Origin of the sequence: Herbaspirillum sp. B65 (assembly GCF_000333555.1) — a bacterium.
GTDB lineage: Bacteria > Pseudomonadota > Gammaproteobacteria > Burkholderiales > Burkholderiaceae_D > Herbaspirillum > Herbaspirillum rubrisubalbicans.
The window spans coordinates 1-2269 of the sequence record NZ_BADI01000836.1 but is presented as its reverse complement, the minus strand read 5'-3'; the positions used below and the strand labels follow the sequence as shown (position 1 = coordinate 2269).

1 protein-coding gene and 1 pseudogene are annotated in these 2269 nt (G+C 62.8%); both read right to left on the bottom strand.

Features of this window, described 5'->3' with window-relative positions; all coding sequences use genetic code 11:
• On the bottom strand, positions 1–1608 hold a 1608-nt coding region (locus I5W_RS19935; protein WP_044530535.1), incomplete at its 3' end, for a methyl-accepting chemotaxis protein.
• Between the two features lie 462 nt (positions 1609–2070).
• A pseudogene (locus I5W_RS19930) lies at positions 2071–2269 on the bottom strand (hypothetical protein); the annotation flags it as partial.

Here is a 2269-nt window from a genome sequence, read left to right as displayed (position 1 = left end):
GGCAGGTGCCGGCAAAGCGCTGCAGCCCATGCCCGGCAAGGTCGCCAGCGCGCTTTCTTCCAGCGTGAACACGAGACGNNNCTCGGTCAGCGCCTGTGCTNGCTGCATCATGGATTGTGCAGCGGCTGCCGCCTGTTCGACCAGGGCCGCATTCTGCTGCGTGACCTGGTCCATTNGCACGATGGCGGTATTGACCTGGCCGATGCCGGCGCTCTGTTCTTCGGAGGCGGCGGCGATTTCCTTCATCAATGTCGTGGTGCGGCTGCTCGATTGCAGGATCTCGGCAATCGTGCCACCGGCCGCTTCGACCAGGCGCGTGCCGCTCTGGATGCGGTTCACCGAGTTCTCGATCAAGTCCTTGATTTCCTTGGCCGCCGCCGCGCTGCGCTGGGCCAGCGCGCGCACTTCGGTGGCCACCACTGCAAAGCCGCGTCCATTCTCGCCGGCACGCGCCGCTTCCACGGCAGCATTCAAGGCCAGGATATTGGTCTGGAAGGAGATGCCCTCGATGACGCTGATGATGTCAGACATCTGGTGTGAGCTCACGCTCATCTCCCGCATGGTCGTCACCACCTGGGCGATTTCGGCTTCGCCCCGGTGCGCCACTTCCGCCCCTGCACTGGCCATGCCACTGGCCTGGCGGGCGTTGTTGGCGTTCTGCTGCACGGTGCTGGTCAGTTGTTCCATGCTGGAGGCGGTTTCTTCCAGCGAGGCCGCTTGTTCCTCCGTGCGTTGCGAGAGATCGATGTTGCCTTGCGCGATCTCATGCGCGGCCACGTGGATCGAGCTGCTGGCGTGCTTGATCTGGCCCACCAGACCGCTGAGCTGGTCGCGCATGATCATCAGCGAACGCATCAGGCTGCTGGTGTCATGGCTTTTCAGTTCCAGCCGGGCCGCCAGGTTGCCGGCTGCGATCTGGCCCGACAGCCACATCGCCTGGCCCGGCTCGCCACCCAACTGGCGGGTGAGGCGGCGGCTGATCAACAGCGCAATGACCAGGCCGGCTACGGCTGCGGCCAGGGTGAAGGCGATGATGATCCCGTGACTGTGGACATAACTGGCCTGGCCCTCTTCGGCGGCGCGGGCAGCACCTTGCTGGTTGATGCTGATGATCTGCTGGATCTTCGCTTCCATGGCGGTGCGCACCGGATAGAGCGTGTCCTTCATGATATTGGCGGCTTCGACTTCCTGGCCTTGCTCGACCCTCTGCAGCAACTGGTCGCCGATCTGCTTGTAACGGGCCAGCAAGTCTTGCAGCTCATCGAAGGCCTTTTGTTCTTCGGGCGTGCTGACCAGGTGGCGATATTGTTCGGCAGCCTTGCTGTAGCGGCCCAGGGCGGAGGCGATGCGGGTCTTGGCGTCCTGCATCCGTTGTGCGTCATTGGCGGTGAGGGCGCGATATTGCGCCAGGTTGACCGCCCGCATTTCGGCCAGCATGGTCTGTGCTGTGGTCACGCTGGGCATCCAGTTGGTCTGGACCTCGATGAGCTGCTGGTTGATGTTGCCCATCTGGTAGAGGGCATTGCCGCCCAGCGCGGCCATGAACAGGATCAGGATGGAAAAGCCCAGCATCAACTGGGTGGCGACTTTGGTATTGCGGAAATTCACGATGGACCCCCGAGGGATACGACCAGTCCCTTCATGGCGACCGGCGCGGTGGATGACGGATGCTCGTGATGCCTGGCCTGTTGGCGTGCGCGCCTCGGCCAGCGAATATTTCCTGGCATGGTACCGACGAAGTTTTTCATCGCTATGAAGAGCGTGTCTGGCGGCTTCGTCGGGGTCGTCGGGCTACGTCTGCAGGGCATACCGGAACGCGAATGGACGTCTCGCCAGGTATTGCCAAGCGCTGCTTTGGCGAGACGCGCCCCGCACTTTAATGGGGGTAAAACCCAAACACAATATGTAGTTTATTGCCGATGTACAAGGGCGGCAGAAGCCAACGGGAAGTGCTCGCGCCCGCTGAGAAAAGCGAGTCGGGGCAGGGATGGAAAGGTGGGGATAGGGCGACAGGAAGGCCGCCCCGGCAGGGGCGGACCTGCTGCCGTAGCGGGCAGCAGGTCGTTTCGATCAGCGCAGACGCAAGACGTAACGTGCCGCCGTCGAGGCCGCCAGGCTCAACACCGCGCCGAAGATGACGAAGTAGCTCACCGACAGCTTGTCGCCGGTGACGTCGATGAGCCAGGTGATGATGAGGCCGGCAAAGCCGCCGAAGATGGTCACGGCGATGTTATAGGCCAGCCCAGGCACTAGCTCGCTCTCGAGCTGA